Annotated in this window: 19 protein-coding genes; 15 read left to right on the plus strand and 4 right to left on the minus strand. The window is 74.0% G+C overall.

From position 1 onward, the window contains the following. The first annotated feature begins 18 nt into the window (after positions 1 to 18). From ACIGO8_RS15245 to ACIGO8_RS15310, 14 genes are all read left to right on the plus strand, one after another. Positions 19 to 918 carry an SRPBCC domain-containing protein gene (locus ACIGO8_RS15245; protein ID WP_399729531.1) on the plus strand — a complete coding sequence of 300 codons (900 nt, stop codon included), beginning with the start codon at positions 19 to 21 and terminating at the stop codon, positions 916 to 918. A gap of 28 nt (positions 919 to 946) precedes the next feature. After that, on the plus strand, positions 947 to 1,744 hold the full coding sequence (locus tag ACIGO8_RS15250) for an aldose 1-epimerase (RefSeq protein ID WP_399729534.1): 798 nt from the start codon (positions 947 to 949) through the stop codon (positions 1,742 to 1,744). A 24-nt stretch (positions 1,745 to 1,768) separates the two neighbouring features. After that, complete coding sequence (pyrE, locus tag ACIGO8_RS15255; protein ID WP_399729537.1) at positions 1,769 to 2,308, plus strand: orotate phosphoribosyltransferase; 540 nt, start codon at positions 1,769 to 1,771, stop codon at positions 2,306 to 2,308. 232 nt (positions 2,309 to 2,540) lie between these two features. Next, a complete protein-coding gene (gene fbaA, locus ACIGO8_RS15260; protein ID WP_399729540.1) occupies positions 2,541 to 3,563 on the plus strand; it encodes a class II fructose-bisphosphate aldolase in 1,023 nt (340 codons plus the stop codon). A gap of 73 nt (positions 3,564 to 3,636) precedes the next feature. Continuing rightward, complete coding sequence (locus ACIGO8_RS15265) at positions 3,637 to 4,830, plus strand: MalY/PatB family protein (protein ID WP_399729543.1); 1,194 nt, start codon at positions 3,637 to 3,639, stop codon at positions 4,828 to 4,830. A 48-nt stretch (positions 4,831 to 4,878) separates the two neighbouring features. After that, positions 4,879 to 6,402, plus strand: coding sequence for an MFS transporter (locus ACIGO8_RS15270; RefSeq protein WP_399729546.1), 1,524 nt, complete (start codon positions 4,879 to 4,881; stop codon positions 6,400 to 6,402). Between the two features lie 14 nt (positions 6,403 to 6,416). Then, positions 6,417 to 6,830: a DUF3151 domain-containing protein gene (locus tag ACIGO8_RS15275; RefSeq protein ID WP_399729549.1), complete on the plus strand. Its 414-nt coding sequence runs from the start codon at positions 6,417 to 6,419 to the stop codon at positions 6,828 to 6,830. A 549-nt stretch (positions 6,831 to 7,379) separates the two neighbouring features. Then, entirely contained in the window at positions 7,380 to 7,949 is a 570-nt protein-coding gene (locus tag ACIGO8_RS15280) for a DUF3152 domain-containing protein (RefSeq protein WP_399729552.1), read from the plus strand. Between the two features lie 112 nt (positions 7,950 to 8,061). Continuing rightward, positions 8,062 to 8,934, plus strand: coding sequence for a tryptophan 2,3-dioxygenase family protein (locus tag ACIGO8_RS15285; RefSeq protein ID WP_399729555.1), 873 nt, complete (start codon positions 8,062 to 8,064; stop codon positions 8,932 to 8,934). Then, a complete protein-coding gene (gene kynU / locus ACIGO8_RS15290) occupies positions 8,927 to 10,249 on the plus strand; it encodes a kynureninase (protein ID WP_399729558.1) in 1,323 nt (440 codons plus the stop codon). Before ACIGO8_RS15285 ends, kynU begins: the two co-directional genes overlap by 8 nt. 94 nt (positions 10,250 to 10,343) lie before the next feature. Continuing rightward, the gene (locus tag ACIGO8_RS15295; protein WP_399729561.1) at positions 10,344 to 11,195 is read left to right on the plus strand and encodes an alpha/beta hydrolase family protein; all 852 of its coding nucleotides are present in this window, start codon (positions 10,344 to 10,346) and stop codon (positions 11,193 to 11,195) included. Positions 11,196 to 11,374: 179 nt separating this feature from the next. After that, positions 11,375 to 12,694 carry a sensor histidine kinase gene (locus ACIGO8_RS15300; RefSeq protein ID WP_399729563.1) on the plus strand — a complete coding sequence of 440 codons (1,320 nt, stop codon included), beginning with the start codon at positions 11,375 to 11,377 and terminating at the stop codon, positions 12,692 to 12,694. Continuing rightward, complete coding sequence (locus ACIGO8_RS15305) at positions 12,691 to 13,353, plus strand: response regulator (RefSeq protein WP_399729566.1); 663 nt, start codon at positions 12,691 to 12,693, stop codon at positions 13,351 to 13,353. The genes ACIGO8_RS15300 and ACIGO8_RS15305 overlap by 4 nt, the downstream gene beginning before the upstream one ends. 9 nt (positions 13,354 to 13,362) lie before the next feature. Next, a complete protein-coding gene (locus ACIGO8_RS15310) occupies positions 13,363 to 14,628 on the plus strand; it encodes a cytochrome P450 (protein ID WP_399729568.1) in 1,266 nt (421 codons plus the stop codon). On the opposite strand, the gene ACIGO8_RS15315 is transcribed toward ACIGO8_RS15310, so the two are convergent. The 3 genes from ACIGO8_RS15315 to ACIGO8_RS15325 all read right to left on the minus strand — a co-directional run bounded on the left by ACIGO8_RS15315 (position 14,611) and on the right by ACIGO8_RS15325 (position 17,764). Further along, the gene (locus ACIGO8_RS15315; protein WP_399729572.1) at positions 14,611 to 15,084 is read right to left on the minus strand and encodes a YybH family protein; all 474 of its coding nucleotides are present in this window, start codon (positions 15,082 to 15,084) and stop codon (positions 14,611 to 14,613) included. The two genes, ACIGO8_RS15310 and ACIGO8_RS15315, sit on opposite strands and share 18 nt — an antisense overlap. Positions 15,085 to 15,296: 212 nt before the next feature. After that, positions 15,297 to 16,871, minus strand: a complete 1,575-nt coding sequence (locus ACIGO8_RS15320) for an ABC transporter permease (protein ID WP_399729575.1) — start codon at positions 16,869 to 16,871, stop codon at positions 15,297 to 15,299. After that, positions 16,868 to 17,764 carry an ATP-binding cassette domain-containing protein gene (locus ACIGO8_RS15325; RefSeq protein ID WP_399729577.1) on the minus strand — a complete coding sequence of 299 codons (897 nt, stop codon included), beginning with the start codon at positions 17,762 to 17,764 and terminating at the stop codon, positions 16,868 to 16,870. The genes ACIGO8_RS15320 and ACIGO8_RS15325 overlap by 4 nt, the downstream gene beginning before the upstream one ends. A gap of 62 nt (positions 17,765 to 17,826) precedes the next feature. On the opposite strand from ACIGO8_RS15325, the gene ACIGO8_RS15330 reads away from it, so the two are divergent. Next, positions 17,827 to 18,333: a GbsR/MarR family transcriptional regulator gene (locus ACIGO8_RS15330; RefSeq protein WP_399729580.1), complete on the plus strand. Its 507-nt coding sequence runs from the start codon at positions 17,827 to 17,829 to the stop codon at positions 18,331 to 18,333. 79 nt (positions 18,334 to 18,412) lie between these two features. Here ACIGO8_RS15330 and ACIGO8_RS15335 read toward each other — a convergent pair whose 3' ends face one another. Then, positions 18,413 to 19,081 (minus strand): hypothetical protein, encoded by a 669-nt coding sequence (locus ACIGO8_RS15335; RefSeq protein ID WP_399729583.1) that lies wholly within the window; start codon positions 19,079 to 19,081, stop codon positions 18,413 to 18,415. Between the last annotated feature and the right edge of the window lie 141 nt (positions 19,082 to 19,222).

Genomic DNA, 19,222 nt, shown 5'->3' on the forward strand with positions numbered 1-19,222 from the left:
TGAGTAGGCTCGGTTGTCATGGAGCATGAGGTGTTCGTTCCGGTTCCGGCCGAGGTCCTGCGCGACACGCTGACGGACCCCGCGCGGGTGGCGCGCTGTGTGCCCGGCTTCCAGTCGGACGCCGACGGCGCGGAGGATCCGCTCGCGGGCCGGCTGAAGGTCCGCGTCGGCGGCAACACCATCACCTACCGCGGGACGCTGCGGATCACCGCGCGCGGCGCGGACCGCTTCACCGTCGACGGCGAGGGCAGCGAGGTGCGCGGCAAGGGCACGGCCGCGCTGGCGCTGGTCTTCGCGCTCACCCCGGTGGCCGAGGGCACCACGATCGGCTTCACCGGCGAGGTGACGGCCACCGGCCGGCTCGCGGACGCGGAGCCCGAGGCGCGGACCGCGGCGGCCGCGCGGCTGCTCGACCGGTTCGCGGAGGCGCTGGTCGCGGTCGCCGACGTGGAGGCGGAGATCGCGGCGGGAGAGCGCGACAGCGACGACGACGGTGTCGACGACGGGGTGGAGGAGCCCGGCCGTCCGTCGGTCTTCGACACGCCCGTCCCGCCGCCGTCCCTCGACCCGTCGGCCGACGACGCCTTCGACGCCGAGGACGCCTTCGACGCCGAGGACGCCGACGAGGCCGGGAACACCGAGGACGCCTTCGGCGCGGGCGGCGCCGGCGAGGACGAGGGCGACCGTGCGGGCGGGCGCTCCGGCGGGCAGCCGGCCGAGGCCGCCCACGCCCGGCGGACCATGATCGGCCGGAGCGCGGAGGAGGTCGACCACGCGCCGCCGCGCGGCCGTTACGCCCCGGTCCCCGCCGCCGAGACCTCCGGCGCCGGTGCGACGCTGCGCTGGATCGCCCCGGCCGCCGCGCTCGCCATCGCCTCCGCGGTCGTCGTGGGCCGCGCCCTGCGCCGCCGCCGCTGAGGCGCGCCTGCCCGGTTAGGGTCGGGTCGTGACCAATCTGACGCGACTGACGGCCGGCGACGCCGAGTTGACCATCGACCCGGAGCACGGCTGCCGTATCGAGAGCCTGCGCATCGCGGGCACCGAACTGCTGCTCCAGGGACCGCGCCACGGCTCCTTCGTGATGGCGCCCTGGGCGGGCCGGACCGGGAACGGCCGCTTCCGCAACGGCGGCACCGTCCATCAGCTTCCCGTCAGCGAGCACGCGGCCCCGCACGCGCTGCACGGCACCGTCCGTGACGTCGCCTGGAAGACCGCCCGGGTGACGGAGACGACGGCCGCGTTCACCGCCGATCTCGGCGAGCCCTGGCCGTACACGGGCATGGTCACCCAGGTCTTCGAGCTGACCGAGGACGCGCTCACCCTCCAGCTCGGCGTCGAGACCGCCGGCGACTCCTTCCCGGCGCAGGCCGGCTGGCATCCGTGGTTCCACCGCAGGCTCGACGGCGACGACCGCGAGGTGGAGCTCGGCTTCCGTCCCGCCTGGCAGGAGGAGCGCGGCGAGGACCACCTGCCCACCGGCCGGCGGATCGAGCCGACTCCGCGTCCGTGGGACGACTGCTTCGGCATGCCGGACGGCGTGGACGTCACGCTCACCTGGCCGGAGCGCCTCGAGCTCAGGATCACCAGCCGGGCGCAGTGGGTGGTGATCTACGACGAGCCGGCGGACGCGGTGTGCGTCGAGCCGCAGTCCGGTCCGCCGAACGGGCTCAACACCCACCCGCGCCTGGTCACGCCCATCGACCCGCTGGAGGTCGCGACGACCTGGACCTGGCGCAGGCTGTGACCGGCCGCCCTTAAGCTCGTGAGCATGACTGACGTACGCGCTGACCTGCTCCAGCAGATCAAGGACAAGGCCGTGGTGCACGGCAAGGTGACCCTCTCCTCGGGTCGTGAGGCCGACTACTACATCGACCTGCGCCGGATCACGCTCGACGGTGAGGCCGCGCCGCTGGTCGGTCAGGTCATGCTCGACCTCACCAAGGACCTGGACTTCGACTGCGTGGGCGGTCTGACGCTGGGCGCGGACCCGGTCGCGACCTCGATGCTGCACGCCTCGGCCGCGCGGGGCGAGCGCCTGGACGCCTTCGTCGTACGGAAGGCCCAGAAGGCGCACGGCATGCAGCGCCGGATCGAGGGCACGGACGTCAAGGGCCGTCGCTGCCTGGTGGTGGAGGACACCTCCACCACCGGCGGCTCGCCGCTGACCGCGGTCGAGGCGGTGCGCGAGGCGGGCGGCGAGGTCGTCGCCGTGGCGACGATCGTGGACCGCGGCGCCGCGGACGCGATCGCCGAGGCGGGTCTGACCTACCTCACCGGCTACCAGCTGGCGGATCTCGGCCTGGCGTAATCGGAGGCGCCGCTTCCAAGTCGTGACGTAGGTCGTGACGGTGCGCGCATACCGTCCTGACCTGGGGTTTTGCCGGAAGGCGGGGTGTTTCACGTGAAACACCCCGCCTTCTGTCGTGAAACGGCCATGGGAGCCCGCACGGGAGTCTGGAAAGATGGGCGACGACGATGACGTCGCCCCCAGGTCAGGGCCATAGCAACGCACACACCCGCACATCACAAGGAGCGGACGAATGCCCATCGCAACCCCCGAGGTCTACAACGAGATGCTCGACCGGGCGAAGGCAGGCAAGTTCGCCTACCCGGCCATCAACGTCACCTCGTCCCAGACCCTCCACGCCGCTCTGCGCGGCTTCGCGGAGGCCGAGAGCGACGGCATCATCCAGATCTCGACCGGTGGCGCCGAGTTCCTGGGCGGCCAGCACAAGAAGGACATGGTCACGGGCGCCGTCGCCCTGGCCGAGTTCGCGCACATCGTCGCCGCGAAGTACGACATCACGGTCGCGCTGCACACCGACCACTGCCCGAAGGACAAGCTGGACGGCTACGTCCGCCCGCTGCTCGACATCTCCGCCGAGCGGGTCAAGGCCGGCCGCAACCCGCTCTTCCAGTCGCACATGTGGGACGGCTCCGCCGAGACCCTGGCCGACAACCTGGCCATCGGCCAGGAGCTGCTCGCCAAGGCCGCCGCCGCCAAGATCATCCTCGAGGTCGAGATCACCCCGACCGGTGGCGAGGAGGACGGCGTCAGCCACGAGATCAACGACGAGCTGTACACCTCCGTCGACGACGCCATCCGCACCGCCGAGGCCCTCGGCCTGGGCGAGAAGGGCCGCTACCTGCTGGCCGCGTCCTTCGGCAACGTCCACGGCGTCTACAAGCCGGGCAACGTCGTGCTCCGTCCCGAGCTGCTCAAGGACCTCCAGGCGGGTGTCTCCGAGAAGTTCGGCAAGGCCTCCCCGTTCGACTTCGTCTTCCACGGAGGCTCCGGCTCCACCGCCGAGGAGATCGCCACCGCCATCGAGAACGGCGTGGTGAAGATGAACCTCGACACCGACACCCAGTACGCCTTCACGCGTCCGGTGGCGGACCACATGTTCAAGAACTACGACGGTGTCCTGAAGGTCGACGGCGAGGTCGGCAAGAAGTCCACCTACGACCCGCGCACCTGGGGCAAGCTGGCCGAGGCCGGCATGGCCCAGCGCGTCGGCGAGGCGTGCGCCGCGCTGCGCTCGGCCGGCCAGAAGCTGAAGTAAGCGCTGTTGTCCGATGGGCCCGGCACCACGAGAGTGGTGCCGGGCCCATCGGCGTACGCGGAAGTGAGGCGTGGTGTTCGACTTCGATCGCGAGGTAGACCGGCGCGGGACCTGGTCGGTCCAGTGGGACGGCACGGCCGACCGCTTCGGCGTCGCTGACCTGCTGCCCTTCACCATCTCCGACATGGACTTCGCCTCCCCGCCGGCCGTCCTCGACGCGCTGCGCGAGCGCGTCGACCACGGCGTCTTCGGCTACACCGACTGGCGGCTCGGTGAGTTCCGGGAGGCCGTGGGCGACTGGTACGCGAGCCGCTACGGCGCCGCCGTCGACACCGGGACGATGGTCTACGCGCCCTCGGTGCTCAGTCAGCTCTCCCAGCTGCTCCAGATGTGGACCGAGCCCGGCGACGGAATCGTCGTCCACACACCCACCTACGACGGCTTCCGCAAGGCCGTCACCGGCCTCGGCCGCGAGCTGCGCCCGGTCCCCGTCGACGGCCCCGACGCCCCCGAGCTCCTGGAACGCGAGCTCGCCCGGCCCGACAGCCGGATGCTGCTGCTCTGCTCCCCGCACAACCCGACCGGCCGGGTCTGGCGGGAGGACGAGCTCAAGGAGTTCGCCCGGCTCGCCGAGCGGCACGGCGTCGCCGTCGTCAGCGACGAGATCCACGCGGACCTGACCGGCGACGGCCACCGCCATGTGCCGTGGACGGCGATCGCCCCGCCCGGACGCGGCCACCGCTGGGCGCTGATCACCTCCGGCACCAAGGCGTTCAACTTCCCGGCGCTCTCCGGCTCGTACGGCTTCATCGGCGATCCCGACGAGCGGGGCGCGTTCACGCGCCGCATGGAGACCGGCGAGGGCCTCGCCTCCCCGGCCGTGCTGTCCCTCACCGCCCACATCGCCGCCTACCGGCACGGCGCGCCCTGGCTGGACGCCCTGCGCGGCTACGTCGACGGCACCATGGCCCTGATCCGGGAACGGCTCGCCGCCGGGCTCCCGGAGGTCGACTGGAACCCGCCGCAGGCCGGCTACCTCGCCTGGATCGACCTGCGCCCGCTGGGCATCGAGGAGGCCGCCCTCCAGGAGGAGCTGGTGAGCGCCGAGCGGGTCGCGATCATGCCCGGCGGCGTGTACGGCACGCCGGGCTTCGTCCGGCTGAACGTCGGCTGCCCGCGCGCCAAGGCCGAGCGGGGCGTGGACGCCCTGATCCGCGCGGCGACCCGGCTGCGGAGCCGGCCGGTTCGCGGGACCATGCAGGAATGAGCGACACGGCGGGCGCGCGGGCATGAGCGACACGGCGGGCGCGCGGGCATGAGCGACACGGCGGGCGCGGCACCGGGCCTGGGCATCCGGCTCGCCTCCGGGACCGGCCGGTGGATCGTGCTCACCACCGTCCTCGGCTCGGGGATGGCGCTGCTCGACTCCACCGTCGTCAACGTCGCCCTGCCCCACATCGGCGAGGACCTCGGCACCGACCTGGCCGCCCTGCAGTGGACCGTCAACGCCTACATGGTCACGCTCGCGGGCCTCATCCTGCTCGGCGGCGCGCTCGGCGACCGCTACGGGCGGCGGCGGGTGTTCGTGATCGGCGTGGTGTGGTTCGCGGCCGCCTCGCTGCTGTGCGGCCTCGCGCCGAACGCCGCCGTGCTCGTCGCCGCCCGCGCCCTCCAGGGCGTCGGCGGCGCGCTGCTCACCCCGGGCTCGCTCGCGCTGATCCAGGCGAGCTTCCACGCCGACGACCGGGCGCGGGCGGTCGGGCTGTGGTCCGGCTTCGGCGGCGTGGGCGCGGCGATCGGGCCGTTCGTCGGCGGCTGGCTGGTCGACGGCCCCGGCTGGCGCTGGGTCTTCCTGCTGAACGTGCCGCTCGCGCTGGTCTGCGTGCCCGTGGCGCTGCGGCACGTGCCCGAGTCCCGCGACCAGGTCGCGCACGGCCGGTTCGACGTGCTGGGCGCGGTCCTCGGCGCGGCCGGGCTCGCCCTGGTGACGTACGCGCTGATCGCCCAGGTCTGGTGGGCGGGCGCGGCCGGGATCCTGGTCGGCGGCTGGTTCGTGCTCGTCGAGCGGCGGCGCGGCGAGGACGCGATGGTGCCGCCGTCGATCTTCCGCTCCCGGGCCTTCACGGCGGTGAACCTGGTGACGCTCTGCGTGTACGCGGCGTTCTCCGGCTTCTTCTTCCTGTCCGCCCTCCAGCTCCAGGTGGTCGCCGGCTACTCCGCGCTCGGTGCCGGCACCGCGCTGCTGCCGACGACGGTGCTGATGCTTCTGTTCTCCGCGAAGTCCGGCGAGCTGGGCGAGAAGACCGGGCCCCGGCTGCCGCTCACCGTGGGGCCGCTGCTGTGTGCCGCCGGGATGCTGCTGATGCTGCGGGTCGGCCAGGACGCCTCGTACCTCACGGAGGTGCTGCCCGCGCTGCTGGTCCTCGGGCTCGGCATGACGGCCCTGGTGGCCCCGCTCACCGCGACCGTGCTCGCCTCCGTGGACGTCTCCCGGGCGGGCCTGGCCAGCGGCATCAACAACGCGGCCGCCCGGGCGGCGGGCCTGGTCGCGGTCGCGGCGCTGCCGCTGCTCGTGGGCATGGGCCCGGAGGCGTACCGCTCGGCGGAGGAGTTCGGGGCCACGTTCCGGCGGGCGATGCCGATCTGCGCGGGCGTGCTGGTGCTGGGCGCGGTCCTGGCCTGGACCACCCTGCGCGGCCCGGTCCGGCCCGGCTGCCATCCCGGCTGCAAGGTGCACTGCGGCGTCTCGGCGCCGCCGCTGGAGCCGGGCGAGAGCGCGCCGGAGGCACCGCCGGGCGAGCGGCCCGAAGGGCGTCCGAGCCCGCCGGGGAAGAGCTGAGGCAGACTGGCCCCATGGCCATCCACGAGAACCTGCTGGGGGGACCGCCCCCCACCCACCTGCCCGACGACCCGGAGCCGCGTGAGCTCCTGGCGGGCGGGACCGCGCCGGCCGACGTCGCGGCGAAGTACCCGACCTCCTCGCTCGCCTGGGCGCAGCTCGCCGACGACGCGTACGAGCGCGGCAACGTGATCGAGTCGTACGCCTACGCCCGTACCGGCTACCACCGGGGCCTCGACGCGCTGCGCCGCAACGGCTGGAAGGGCCACGGCCCGGTGCCGTGGGAGCACGAGCCGAACCGCGGCTTCCTGCGCGCGCTGCACGCGCTGGCGCGGGCGGCCGGCGAGATCGGCGAGAAGGACGAGTACGAGCGCTGCACGACGTTCCTGCGGGACTCGTCGCAGACGGCCGCCGACACCCTGGGCTGACCGGCCCCGCCCGCTGACGGCTTCCGCGGGCCCTCGCGGCCCGCGGAGGCGAATGCACCCATGCTGTAACAGCTGCCCGAAGCCGTTCGAGCGGGTTCGAACGGCTGGGTACGATCCTCCGGACCGTTGTACGGACGCGCCGGCGCGGAGGCCCCAGCTTCCTCTCCCCCCACCCGGCGCACGCAGGGGGAGAAGTCTGTCTTGGGCAAGCGGGCCGCACAGCAGAGCCGTGGGCACCAGAGCCGTGGGCAGCAGGGTGGTGGGCGGCAGAGCCGCCGGCGGAAGCGCGGAAAAGGGCCCTCCCGCCGCACGAGGCTCGCGTTAACCGTCCTCACGCTGACCCTGGTCTCGCTCGGCTGCGGCGCCGCGATCGCGCACTTCGAGGGCCGCGCGGACGGTGCCGGCACCGCCGCCGCGGCGGCCCCGCCGGCCGCCCCGGCGCCCACGCCGCCGCCGGAACCACGGCCCACGCCCACCCGGAAGCCGAAGCCCGGGCCCAAGCCGGCCCCCAAGCCCACACCCACGAGGACGACGCCCCGGAAGACCACCGTGCCGCAGTCCGGCGCGGGCACCTTCACCACCGCCCGGACCACCGGCACGGCCGTCGGCACCGGCGGCGAGCTGCGCCGCTACCGCGTCCAGGTCGAGGACGGCGTCGACGTCTCCGCCACCGAGGCCGCCGGAGAGATCGAGCGGATCCTGGCGCATCCGCGCGGCTGGGCCGCGCACGGCCGCGGCCGCTTCCAGCTCGTCACCGAGAACGCCGACTTCGTCATCCGGATCGCCACTCCCGACACCGCCGACCGGCTCTGTGCCGCCGAGGGGATGAACACCCACGGCGAGCTGAACTGCGAGACCACCACCGGTGTCGTGGTGAACCTCAAGCGCTGGCTGCTGGGCTCGCCGACCTTCGCGGGACCGGCCTCCGAGTACCGGCACCTGATCATCAACCACGAGGTCGGGCACGAGATCGGCCTCCGGCAGCACATGGCCTGCCCGGGCCCGGGCAGGCTCGCGCCGGTCATGATGCAGCAGATCAAGGGACTGAACGGCTGCCGTTCGAACGCCTATCCGTATGACGAAGACGGGATCTACATCACGGGTCCGCTCGTGTCATGATGCGCTTGGGAGGCCGCGACGAAGCGGGCCTCCTGAGGGGACCGGGGCTCCCGTGCCGGATGGGCCGAGAGGAGCGGACCGCTACCCGGAAGTACGTATCGAGGAGACAGAAATGTCAGCCTTCCAAGGTTCTCCCGATGCCTCCGGAGCCGGTGCGGTCGCCGAAGACGCACCGAACCTCGACTTCGCGGGCACGACGCCGTACGAGGACTACGTCCAGGCGGACGTCCTCACCCACCTCCAGCACCTCCGCTCCGACGACCCGGGCGAGATGGTCTTCCTGGTCACCACCCAGGTCATGGAGCTGTGGTTCACGGTGATCGTCCACGAGTGGGAGACCGCAAGCCACGCGCTGCGCCGCGACGACCTGCCCGTCGCCATGGACGCCCTCAAGCGCTCCGTGCGCGAGCTGGAGGCGCTCAACCACTCCTGGCGGCCGCTCGCCCAGCTCACGCCCGGGCAGTTCAACTCCTACCGCGGCGCGCTCGGCGAGGGTTCGGGCTTCCAGTCGGCGATGTACCGGCGCATGGAGTTCCTGCTCGGCGAGAAGTCGGCGTCCATGCTGGTGCCGCACCGCGGCGCGCCCCGCGTCCACGCCGAGCTGGAGAAGGCGCTCCAGGAGCCCAGCCTCTACGACGAGACGCTGCGCCTGCTCGCCCGGCGCGGCCTGCCGGTCCCGGCCGAGGTCCTCGACCGCGACCCGGCGCTGCGCTACGAGCCCTCCGCCGAGGTCGAGCGGATCTGGGCCGGCCTCTACGCGGAGCCGGACCGGGACCCCGGGACCGCCGAACTGGTGCGCCTCGGCGAGGCGTTGAGCGACGTCGCCGAGCTGGTGTGGCGCTGGCGCAACGACCACCTGGTGGCCACCCGCCGCGCCATGGGCGCCAAGACCGGCACCGGCGGTTCGGCCGGTGTGGCCTGGCTGGAGAAGCGGGCGCAGAAGAACGTGTTCCCCGAGCTGTGGACGGCGCGCAGCCATGTCTGACGAGCTCATGGAGAAGGCGGCCCGCCTCGACACCGCCGACGAACTCGCCAAGCACCGCGAGAAGTTCGTCCTCGACACCGCCCCCGACACCGCGTCCGGCGCCTCAGCCGTTCCCGCGGGCGTCTACCTGGACGGCAACTCGCTCGGCGCGCTGCCCGCGCACGTCCCCGACCGGGTCGCCGACGTGGTCTCCCGCCAGTGGGGCGAGCTGCGCATCCGCTCCTGGGACGAGTCGGGCTGGTGGACCGCGCCCGAGCGGATCGGCGACCGCATCGCCCCGCTCGTCGGCGCCGCCGCAGGACAGATCGTCGTCGGCGACTCGACCAGCGTGAACGTCTTCAAGGCGGTCGTCGCCGGTGCGCGGATGGCCGGGGAGGGCCGCGACGAGATCCTCGTCGACGCGACGACCTTTCCCACGGACGGGTACATCGCCGAGTCCGCCGCCCGCCTGACCGGTCACCGGCTGGTGGCACTCGACCCGGCGGAGATCCCCGCCGCCGCCGGCGAGCGCACCGCTCTCGCCCTGGTCAACCACGTCGACTACCGCACCGGACGGCTCCAGGACCTGCCCGGCGTCACCGCCGCGCTCCACGCGGCGGGCGCGCTCGCCGTCTGGGACCTGTGCCACAGCGCCGGCGCGCTGCCGGTCGGCCTGGACGAGCACGGCGTCGACCTGGCCGTCGGCTGCACGTACAAGTACCTCAACGGCGGCCCCGGCGCGCCCGCGTACCTCTACGTCGCCGAGCGCCACCAGGGCCGGTTCGACTCGCCGCTGCCCGGCTGGAACTCGCACGCCGACCCGTTCGGCATGACCTCCGGCTACCGGGCCGCCGACGGGGCGCTGCGCGGCCGGGTCGGGACGCCCGACATCCTGTCCATGCTCGCCCTGGAGGCGGCGCTGGAGGTGTGGGACGGCGTCCGGATCGAGGACGTCCGGGCCAAGTCGCTGGCCCTGACGGACTTCTTCCTGGAGTGCGTACGCGCGTACGCGCCCGCCGGCCGGGTCGAGTCCGTGACGCCCGAGGCGCACGGCGAACGCGGCAGCCAGGTCGCCCTGCGCTGCGCCGAGGCCCCGGCGGTCATGGCGGAACTGATCCGCCGCGGAGTGGTCGGCGACCTGCGCCGCCCGGACATCCTGCGGTTCGGCTTCACTCCGCTGTACGTCGGCTTCGCGGACGCGGAGCGGGCGGCGCGGGTCCTCGCGGAGGTGCTCGCGGACATCCCGCCGGCCGGCACCGCGGACTTCCCGCCGGCCGGCACCTCGGACGGCGCCGCGGACCTCCCTCCGGCGGTCTCTCCGGCACGGGCCCGATGATCTCCTGATCACTTGATCGGCGGGGGCCGTACTCCTGGTACCGTCCCCGCAGGTCAGGCCAACCGGCCCTGCCTGAGGAGAGGTTGGAAGCAGCATGCCGGACCCCGCCGCGCGCGACGCCGCCGAAGAGTCATCGGCCTTCTCGCACCCGGCCGTCGCCCCGGACGCCTCCGCAGCGTACGGCGCGCACCCCGACCAGGTCGTCGACTTCTACGCCCCGCGTGACGGCGGGCAGCGGGCACCGCTCGTCGTCGCCCTGCACGGCGGCGCGTGGCGGGCGCCCTACGACCGGGCGCATCTGACTCCTTTCGTGGACTTCCTGGCCCGGCGCGGTTTCGCCGTGGCGAACGTCGAGTACCGCCGCGGCGGCGACGGCGACAAGGTGGCCGGGCGCTGGCCGGAGACCTTCGACGACATCGCGGCGGCCCTGGACGCCGTAGCGGACCTCGCCGCCGAGCACCTTCCGCAGGCCGATCCGCGGCGCACCGTCCTCACCGGCCACTCCGCCGGCGGCCACCTCGCGCTGTGGGCCGCCGCCCGCCATGTGCTGCCCGCCGGCTGCGCCTGGCGCCTGCCCGACGCTCCCGCCCTGCGCGGTGTCGTCGCCCTCGCGCCGATCGCCCACTTCGAGCGGGCGGTGGAGCTCGACGTGTGCGGCGGCGCGGTGACCGAACTCCTCGGCGGCCACGAGCAGTTCGCCGACCGGTCCGCTGTCGCCGACCCGGCGGCGCTGCTGCCCACCGGCATCGCCACCACGGTCGTCCAGGGCCGTGACGACATCGTCGTCCCGGCCTCCGTCGCCGAGGCGTACGTCGACGCGGCGGCGCGGGCCGGCGAGACGGTCGGCTTCACGCTCCTGGAGGCCGTCGGCCACTTCCCGCTGATCGACCCGTCGGCGGACGCCTGCGCGGTGGTGGCGGAGGAGATCGCCCAGCTCGCCTGGTAGGCCGGGGCCGGGGCGTCGGGACCAGGGCGGTCGGGGCCGGGGCCCGGGTCGGGGCCGAGGCCCGGCGCGAGGGCGGCCCGCCGGCCACGCGGGCGGGCGTCCGTAGTACTCAAGGCGGATCCCGCAAGGTCCCTACCGAGCCGGACGAACGCGTCGGCGGCCGCCCGTACCGTGGACGCGTGACTTCGACCCGGACCACCGAAACGAGCCGCAGCCCCGAGCTCCGCCTGACGCTGAAGGCGCTCGGCGGTCTGCGCGCCGATCTCTTCCACGACGCCTTCGCCTACCGCCCGCTGCCCCGCATGGACGTCGGACGGGGCCCGGTCCGCTTCCTGCCGGAGCGGATACGGGTGCACGCCGGCCTGCTCCCGCACGTCCTCGTCGGCTTCCTCGCCTTCATCGTGTTCATGCTCGGCTACGAGCAGGTGCACCACGCGTTCGGCCCGGTCGTGGCCGTCTACGCCTGCGCGCCGGCCGCCGTCGTGCTGCTCACGCTCGTCCGCCCGGTCCTCGCCTTCTGGGCGTCGCTCACCGCCACGCCCTTCCTCGTCTACCTGGGCGGCTCCGGCGACGGCTGGCCCTGGCCGCCGAACATGTTCCTCACCCACCTCGTCGTGCTCGTCGTCGTCGCGCTGCGGACCCGGCCGCGCGCCGCCGGCTGGATGTGGCTGATCACCGCCGCGTACGCCTTCCTCGTCTCCTTCGGCCTCAGCCACGGATACGACACCGACGCGCCGCAGCTGCTCTTCACCGCCGCCCTGTTCCTGCTGGTCGTCGCGATGCGCCAGGTCCGCCGCGACGCCGCCCGCGAGGTCACCGCCCAGCAGACCGTGACGGAGGCCGAACGCTCCAGGCGCACGCTCCTGGAGGAGCGCACCACCATCGCCCGCGAGCTGCACGACGTCGTCGCCCACCACATGTCGGTGGTCGCGATCCAGGCCGAGGCCGCGCCCTACCGGGTCGAGAACCCGCCGCCGGAGCTGGAGCAGGCCTTCGTCACCATCCGCGAGAACGCCGTGGCCGCGCTCACCGAGCTGCGCCGCATCCTCGGTGTCGTACGGGCCGAGGACTACGAGGCGCCCGACGCGCCCCAGCCCACGCTCGCCGACCTCGACGCCCTGCTCGCGAACGTCCGCGAGGCCGGTCTCGACGTGGAGCGGACGGTCACCGGCGCGGTGCGCGAGCTGCCGCAGGGCGTCGAGCTCTCCGCGTACCGGATCGTCCAGGAGGCCCTGTCGAACGTGCTGCGGCACGCGCCCGGCGCGGCCGCCCGGGTCGAGATCGGCTACGTCCTCGGCGGCCTCGGCCTGCGCATCGCCAACGGCCCGGCCCGCGGCCTGGTCAAGCAGTCCCCGGGCGCCGGCCACGGCATCACCGGCATGCGGGAGCGGGTCACGATGCTGGGCGGCGAGATGACGGCCGAGCCCACCGAGGACGGCGGCTACGAGGTCACCGTCTTCGTGCCCGTCAGCCGTGACCGAGAGGAGCCGCAGCCGTGATCCGGGTACTGATCGTCGACGACCAGATGATGGTCCGCGAGGGCTTCTCCGTGCTGCTCGGCGCGATGCCGGACATCGAGGTCGTCGGAGAGGCCGTCGACGGCCGCGAGGCCGTCGCCCAGGTCGCCGCGCTCCGCCCCGACGTCGTCCTCATGGACATCCGCATGCCGGAGATGAACGGCATCGACGCCACCCGCGAGATCGTCGCCGCCAACGCCGACGCGAAGGTCCTCGTCCTGACCACCTTCGACCTCGACGAGTACGTCTACCAGGCGCTGCGGGCCGGCGCCTCCGGCTTCCTCCTCAAGGACGCCTCGGCCCGGCAGCTCGCCGAGGGCGTCCGGGTGGTCGCGGCCGGTGAGGCGCTGCTCGCGCCGACCGTCACCAAGCGGCTGATCACCGAGTTCGCCAAGTCGGCCGCGGTGTCGCCGCGCCCGCCCGCGATCGCGCGGATCGGCGAGCTGACCGAGCGCGAGACGGAGGTGCTCGTGCTGATCGCGCAGGGCCTGTCGAACGCCGAGATCGCCGACCACCTCGTCGTCGCCGAGTCCACCATCAAGACCCATGTGAGCCGCGTCCTGGTGAAGCTGGGCCTGCGGGACCGGACACAGGCGGCGGTCTTCGCCTACGAGGCGCGGCTGGTGCGGGTCGGCGGGTAGCGTCCGGTCATGGACGCCGCCGAAGCCCCGCACGCCACCGAAGCCCCGCACGCCGCCGAAGCCCCGCACGCCGCCGAAGCCCCTCACGTCGCCTTCGATCCCTGGTCGCCGGAGTTCGTCGCCGACCCGTATCCCGCGTACGAGCGGCTGCGGGCCGCCGGCCGCGCCCACTGGTACGCGCCGACCCGGCAGTGGCTGGTCCCGCACCACGAGGACGTCTCCGCGCTGCTCCGTGACCGGCGCCTGGGCCGTACGTACACCCACCGCTTCACCCACGCGGAGTTCGGCCGGGAGGCACCGGACCCGGCCCACGAGCCGTTCCACACGCTCAACGACCACGGGCTGCTCGACCTGGAGGGCGCCGACCACACCCGGATCCGGCGCCTGGTGTCCAAGGCGTTCACGCCGCGGACGGTGGAGAACCTGGCGCCGACGGTACGGCGGCTCGCCGCCGAGCTGGTGGGCGGACTGGTCGCGGACGGCGGCGGCGACCTGATGGCCCGGGTGGCCGAGCCGCTGCCCGTGGCGGTGATCGCCGAGATGCTCGGCATCCCGGCGGACGAGGAGGAGCGGGGCCGGCTGCGGCCCTGGTCGGCGGACATCTGCGGGATGTTCGAGCTCAACCCTTCCGAGGAGACGGCCCGCCGCGCGGTCCGGGCCTCCGTCGAGTTCTCCGCCTACCTGCGGGAGCTGATCGCCCGCCGGCGCGCACGGCCCGGCGACGACCTGATCTCCGCGCTCGTCGGGGTGGCGGACCTGACCGAGCAGGAGATGGTCTCCACCTGTGTGCTGCTGCTCAACGCCGGCCACGAGGCGACGGTGAACACCACCGTCAACGGCTGGTGGACGCTGCTGCGTGAGGGCGTCCGCCCGGATCCCGGGCCCGTCGGTCTGTCCACAGCTGTGGAAGAGCTGCTGCGCTACGACACCCCGCTGCAGATGTTCGAGCGCTGGGTCCTCGACGACATCGAGCTCGGCGACGTGGTCATCCCGCGCGGCGCCGAGGTCGCCCTGCTCTTCGGCTCCGCCAACCGCGACCCGGCCCGCTTCGGCCCCACCGCCGGCCGGCTCGACCTCACCCGCGCCGACAATCCCCACCTCACCTTCGGCGCCGGCATCCACTACTGTCTCGGCGCCCCGCTCGCCCGCCTCGAACTGAGCGCCGTTTTCGGCGAGTTGCTGCGCCAGGCGCCCGGTCTCCGGCTCGCGGCGGAGCCGGAGCGGAAGCCGGGCTACGTGATCCGGGGGTTCACGGAGCTACTGGTGGAGGTCTGAGCCCGGCCCGGCCTCGTCCTTGTCGGCCGGGAGCCAGACCGTGAGGGTCGTGGGGTCGACCGGGACGGAGACGTGCTCGTTCACGATCGACCAGACGCCCTGCGGCGACCGCCGCAGACAGACGGTCTCGCGCACCCAGACCGACGGCTGGAGCCCGCCCTTCCGCTGCCCGGTGTCCCGGTGGAGCATATGGGCGAAGGCCACGCCGCCGGCCTCGTCGGTCACGACGGTCCGGTCGTGCGTCTCCAGCGTGATCGGCCCCTCGTAACCGTCGAACCAGCGCCGGAAGTTGCGCCGCACCTCGTCGAGCCCGGTGAACCGGAGCGGCGGAACGACGTCGTAGTAGACGATGTCGGGCGCGTAGAAGGACATGAGCCGGTCGATGTCCTTCGACTGCTGGGCCTCGGCGCGGCGCGCCAGGAGCGCGTGGACGTCGGAGTCGTACGTGTCGGTCATCGCTGTCCCCTCGAAGAGTTCCGGGCCGGCGGTGCGCGGCCCACTCCTACGACGGCGCAGGGCCCCGGAACGTCAGGCGCGGGCCCCCGGCCGGACTCGCCGGCGAGGACCCGCTCCGAGGACGCGTACGCGAGAGGGCCCGCTCCGAGGGCGCGTACGCGGGAGGATCCGCTTCCAGGACGCGTACGCCCGAGGCTCGGCTGAGCAGGTCGTCAGCTGAGCAGGTCGCGCCGCCGCAGGCCCGCCAGGCCGGCCGCGACCAGGGCCGCCGCCAGGGCGGTCAGGGCCAGGAGCGGCGTCCAGGCCATGTCCTGGCCGGGCAGCTTGGGCAGGTGGGCGAAGGGCGAGAGGTCCAGGACCGGCCGCGGCAGGTCGAGCGCCGGGCCGATCCAGCCGAGCGCCAGGCACACGCCCGCCACGCCCCAGGCCGCCGCGGCGGCCTTCGGGAACGCGCCCCACAGCAGGACCGCGAGACCCGCCAGGGTCCAGACGGCGGGGAGCTGGGCGAGCGAGGCGCCGAGGAGCGCGCCGGTGTCCTTGCCGTACGAGAGGGCCAGACCGGCGCCGCTCAGGAGCATGATCAGCGCCGAGCCGGCGAACGCCACGAGGAGGTGCCCGGCCGCCCAGCGCAGCCGCCCGACGGGCGCGGCGAGCAGGGGCTCGGCCCGTTGCGAGGTCTCCTCGCCGTGCGGCCGCAGCACCGAGCCGACCGCGAACAGCGCCGCGACCATCCCGAACAGGCCGACCAGCGTGGCGAGGAAGGCGTCGGTGAGGGCGCTCTGGCCGCCCATCCGCTCGAAGATCTGCCGGGCCTGCTCGTTGTCGCCGACGATGTCGGCCGCGCCCTCGGCCATCCCGCCGAAGACGAGCCCGCCGACCAGGAAGCCGAGCGACCAGCCGAGCAGCGTCCCGCGCTGGAGCCGCCAGGCGAGCGCGCCCGCCGTCGCGAGCCGGCCGGCGGCGGGGCCGGGACGGCTGGGCAGGAAGCTCATGCCGACGTCGCGGCGCGCGGTCAGCCCGTACGCGACGGCCGTCTGAACCAGGGCCGCGGCGGCGAGCAGCGGCAGCACCCACCAGCGTTCGCCGGCGAAGGCGCGGACGTTCTCGGCCCAGCCGAGCGGCGACAGCCAGGTCAGGACGCTGCCGCCGTCGGCCGTGCCGGCGTCGCCGGCCGCCCGCAGCACGAAGGCGAGGCCGAGCAGACCCGCCGTCAGGCCCTTGGCGAGCCGGGCGCTCTCGGTGAGCTGGGCGACGATCGCCGCCATGGTCGCGAAGACCATGCCGATGCCGCCGATCGCGAGGCCGAGCGCGAGCGCACCGGCCGCGTCCTGCCCGGCGAGTCCCGCGGTGACGATCAGGGCGACGGCGGTGTTGGCGGTGAGGGCGGCGAGGAGCGCGGCCGTGAGCGGGGCCCGGCGGCCCACCGCACCTGCGGACAGCATCTCCTGACGGCCCGTCTCCTCCTCCTCGCGGGTGTGCCGGATCACGACGAGCAGGCTCATGACGGCGGCCAGGACGGCGGCGAAGGTGCCGAACCGCCAGGCGACGAGACCGCCGAGGGAGTCGCCGAAGACCGGCCCGTAGAGCGAGCGCATCGAGCTGTTGGCGGTCATGGACGCGGCGGCTTCGGCACGCTCGGCGGCGGTGCCGTAGAGGCTCTCGAGCGAGCCCGCGCCGCTCGCGACCATGCCGCCGGTGACCAGGGCCCAGACCGGCAGCATCAGCCGGTCGCGGCGCAGGGCGAGCCGGGTGAGGGAGCCGGTGCCGGCCGGCAGGACGGTGCTCATGAGGCCACCTCGGCGTCCTCGTAGTGGCGGAGGAACAGCTCCTCCAGGGTGGGCGGGGTGGAGGTGAGGCTCCGCACGCCGGACGCGGTGAGCGAGCGGAGCACGGCGTCGAGCTTGTCGGTGTCGACCTGGAACCGCACCCTGGCGCCCTGGACGTCGAGGCCGTGGACGCCGGGAAGGCCGGCCAGTCCGTTGGGCGGGCCGGCGAGTTCGGCGCTGACGCTGGTACGGGTGAGGTGGCGGAGCTCGGCGAGCGAACCGGACTCGACCGTGCGGCCCTTGCGGATGATGCTGACCCGGTCGCAGAGGCTCTCGACCTCGCTGAGGATGTGGCTGGAGAGCAGGACCGTCCGGCCGCGGTCGCGCGCCTCGGCGACGCAGTCCTGGAAGACCTCCTCCATCAGCGGGTCGAGGCCGGAGGTCGGCTCGTCGAGGACGAGCAGGTCCACGTCGGACGCGAAGGCGGCGACGAGCGCGACCTTCTGCCGGTTGCCCTTGGAGTAGGTCCGGCCCTTCTTGGTCGGGTCGAGCTCGAAGCGTTCGATCAGCTCGGCCCGGCGGGCCCGGTCGAGGCCGCCGCGCAGACGTCCGAACAGGTCGATGACCTCGCCGCCGGAGAGGTTGCGCCACAGGGTGACGTCGCCGGGGACGTAGGCGATGCGCCGGTGCAGCTCGACGGCATCGGCCCAGGGGTCCTTGCCGAGGACCTGGGCGGCGCCGGAGTCGGCGCGCAGCAGTCCGAGCAGGACACGGATGGTGGTGGACTTCCCGGCGCCGTTGGGTCCGAGGAAGCCGTGGACCTCGCCGGTCTCGACGGCGAGGTCGAGACCGTCCAGGGCGTGGGTGCGCCCGAACGCCTTGTGGAGCCCGGCGATGCTGATGGCCTTCGTCATGCTTCAGAACGTACGCTACTTTCACAAATTTGTGAAGTTAAGGAAGCGTATAAAGTCGGAGGATGAGCGAGATGACGACGGCGACGCCGGGCGAGGGCGACGAGGACGACAGGATCTCCCGCTTCGTGGAGCGCTTCGCGGCCGAACTGACGGCGGCGGGCATGCAGCGCATGGCGAGCAGGGTCTTCGCGGCCCTGCTCGCCTCCGACACGGCCTCCATGACCTCGGCCGAACTCGCCGAACAGCTCCGCATCAGCCCGGCCGCCGTCTCCGGCGCGGTCCGCTACCTCACCCAGGTCGGCATGGTCAGCCGCGAACGCGACCCGGGCACCCGCCGCGAGCGGTACGTCCTGCACAACGAACTCTGGTACGAGACCTTCACCCGCCGCGACCAGGTCCTGGCCCGCTGGGAGAAGGTCCTCCTCGACGGCACCCGGCTCCTCGGCCCCGACAGCCCCGGCGGCCGCCGCACCGCGGAGACGGCCGAGTTCTTCGCGTTCCTGCACCGCGAGATGAGCGGGATCATGGACCGCTGGGCCGCCCACAGGAAGGCGAACGGGGCGGCTTAGGGGAGCGGCTCGCCGATCAGGCCGGACCAGCGGGCGCGCGTGGCGGGCGTCCCGCGCCCGCATGATCGGCGAGCGACCTTCAGGGACGCAGGGCCTCGGGCGCGGCGGGGCCGAGCAGGCCCGCCTGCGCCGCGCGCCGGGCGAGCAGCCGCCGCTCCTGGGCGCCGCGCACGGGCCGCGTCCAGATCAGCGCGCCGCCGCCGGGCGGGGCGAGCACGCCGCCCCGGCGCGGGTCGCCGCACCACCACAGCACGCCGCCGGCGCCCGGCCGGGCGAGGTGGATGCGCTGCTGGGTGGCCACGACGGCCAGCGGCCACGCCTCGCCCGTCGCGGGATCCGCCAGGACGACACGGGCCGCGTTCAGCCCGCGCGGCACGAGGAGAGCCGGGTGCGCCGACCAGGGCCGGGCGGAGAGGGCCCGCCGCATCCGGCGCGCGATGACCAGGGAGCCGAGCCCGAGCACGCACGTGACCAGGCCGACCCCGAGGAGCGCCGGCCCCAGGTCCAGGGGCGGCACCGCCGTGCGGGGCTCCTCGGCCAGGCCGGTCAGCAGCCCGCCGGCCACGATCGCGGCCAGCCCGCCGCCGGCCCAGGCCCCGGCCCGCCACCGATAGGTCCTCAGCGCGCGGGCGACGGCCGGCAGATCGAGCCCGACGCCCGCGGCCGCCCCGCCCGCCCCGGACGCCCGGGCCGCCCGGGCCGCCCCGCCCGCCCTCGACGCCCGGTCCGGGCCTTGCGCCTGGTCCACGGACTCACCGTCCACGCCTGATCCCCACCCCTCGTCCGCCGAGCCCCCGGGCAGCTTAGGGCCCTGCCTGGAGGCGAGGCCCGGACCCGGTTCGCCCGGCCCGCCGTCACCGGCGGCCCGTGAGCCCCTGGACCGCTCCAC

The organism is Streptomyces sp. NPDC053493 (assembly GCF_044544825.1).
Taxonomy (GTDB): Bacteria; Actinomycetota; Actinomycetes; order Streptomycetales; family Streptomycetaceae; genus Streptomyces.

Coding starts and splice junctions, on each gene's coding strand:
- kynU (WP_399729558.1), top strand. CDS start 8,927: ATGTCTGACGAGCTCATGGAGAAGGCGGCCCGCCTCGACACCGCCGAC.
- ACIGO8_RS15325 (WP_399729577.1), bottom strand. CDS start 17,764: ATGACGAAGGCCATCAGCATCGCCGGGCTCCACAAGGCGTTCGGGCGC.
- fbaA (WP_399729540.1), top strand. CDS start 2,541: ATGCCCATCGCAACCCCCGAGGTCTACAACGAGATGCTCGACCGGGCG.
- ACIGO8_RS15245 (WP_399729531.1), top strand. CDS start 19: ATGGAGCATGAGGTGTTCGTTCCGGTTCCGGCCGAGGTCCTGCGCGAC.
- ACIGO8_RS15285 (WP_399729555.1), top strand. CDS start 8,062: ATGTCAGCCTTCCAAGGTTCTCCCGATGCCTCCGGAGCCGGTGCGGTC.
- pyrE (WP_399729537.1), top strand. CDS start 1,769: ATGACTGACGTACGCGCTGACCTGCTCCAGCAGATCAAGGACAAGGCC.
- ACIGO8_RS15295 (WP_399729561.1), top strand. CDS start 10,344: ATGCCGGACCCCGCCGCGCGCGACGCCGCCGAAGAGTCATCGGCCTTC.
- ACIGO8_RS15315 (WP_399729572.1), bottom strand. CDS start 15,084: ATGACCGACACGTACGACTCCGACGTCCACGCGCTCCTGGCGCGCCGC.
- ACIGO8_RS15320 (WP_399729575.1), bottom strand. CDS start 16,871: ATGAGCACCGTCCTGCCGGCCGGCACCGGCTCCCTCACCCGGCTCGCC.
- ACIGO8_RS15310 (WP_399729568.1), top strand. CDS start 13,363: ATGGACGCCGCCGAAGCCCCGCACGCCACCGAAGCCCCGCACGCCGCC.
- ACIGO8_RS15270 (WP_399729546.1), top strand. CDS start 4,879: ATGAGCGACACGGCGGGCGCGGCACCGGGCCTGGGCATCCGGCTCGCC.
- ACIGO8_RS15330 (WP_399729580.1), top strand. CDS start 17,827: ATGAGCGAGATGACGACGGCGACGCCGGGCGAGGGCGACGAGGACGAC.
- ACIGO8_RS15275 (WP_399729549.1), top strand. CDS start 6,417: ATGGCCATCCACGAGAACCTGCTGGGGGGACCGCCCCCCACCCACCTG.